Annotated in this window: 2 protein-coding genes; both read right to left on the bottom strand. The window is 57.6% G+C overall.

From position 1 onward, the window contains the following. A partial coding sequence (locus ACIK7D_RS27745) for a DUF4150 domain-containing protein (RefSeq protein WP_400158174.1) occupies positions 1-331 on the bottom strand: 331 nt, incomplete at its 3' end. After that, on the bottom strand, positions 328-641 hold a 314-nt coding region (locus ACIK7D_RS27740), incomplete at its 5' end, for a DUF2169 domain-containing protein (RefSeq protein WP_400157122.1). The genes ACIK7D_RS27740 and ACIK7D_RS27745, both read right to left, overlap by 4 nt.

Raw genomic sequence — 641 nt, 5'->3', positions numbered from 1 at the left:
GTTCGCAGATGCTTTCCACCGTACCGGATTTTACCCCCTTGCGGCTGCCGGGCGCATCGCCGTGCACATGTGTCGTGCACGAACGCATCACCATTGCCTTTTTGCCGGTGAACCGAACAGACGGCGTGTAGTTTTTATCATGGCCGCAAAAATCCACGACCGGATAGGGAATAGGCACCACCGACGAGCCAACCGGTGTCAGGCATACATCAGGTGCCAAAGAGACGATACGCGCCTCATCGATGTCACGCAGTCCCTCACGCGGTGTCCCCGTGGTCCATGTGCCGGGATATTGGGGCTCTCCGATATAATTGTCGCGGGGGATGCTCATGCTGTCTCCCTCTCGGTTAAAGCCGCTTCGGTTTCGGGCGACTTCAGACGAACGCGCGTCAGGGTAAGTTTTGTTTCACCGGCATCGGGAAGAGGAAACCTGATGCGCCAGGTCAGAAGCACCCGCCCGTCATTGCGCCAGTCGAATTGCACGCCATCGAGCTTCAGCACATGCCATTCATCACGATCTTCGCGAGAGCAATGGACACCGAGGGTAAGGCCAGGCAACGAGCCTTTCGCGACCGGATGCTCAGAACTCAGATTAACGAGCTCGTAGTTCTCGTCACCCTTGAGGTGAGGCGTCGCGATGA

Source organism: Agrobacterium sp. P15N1-A (genome assembly GCF_044626815.1).
GTDB classification, from domain to species: Bacteria; Pseudomonadota; Alphaproteobacteria; order Rhizobiales; family Rhizobiaceae; genus Agrobacterium; species Agrobacterium leguminum.
The sequence above is the reverse complement of the archived record's forward strand: the minus strand, read 5'-3'. Positions and strand labels throughout refer to the sequence as shown.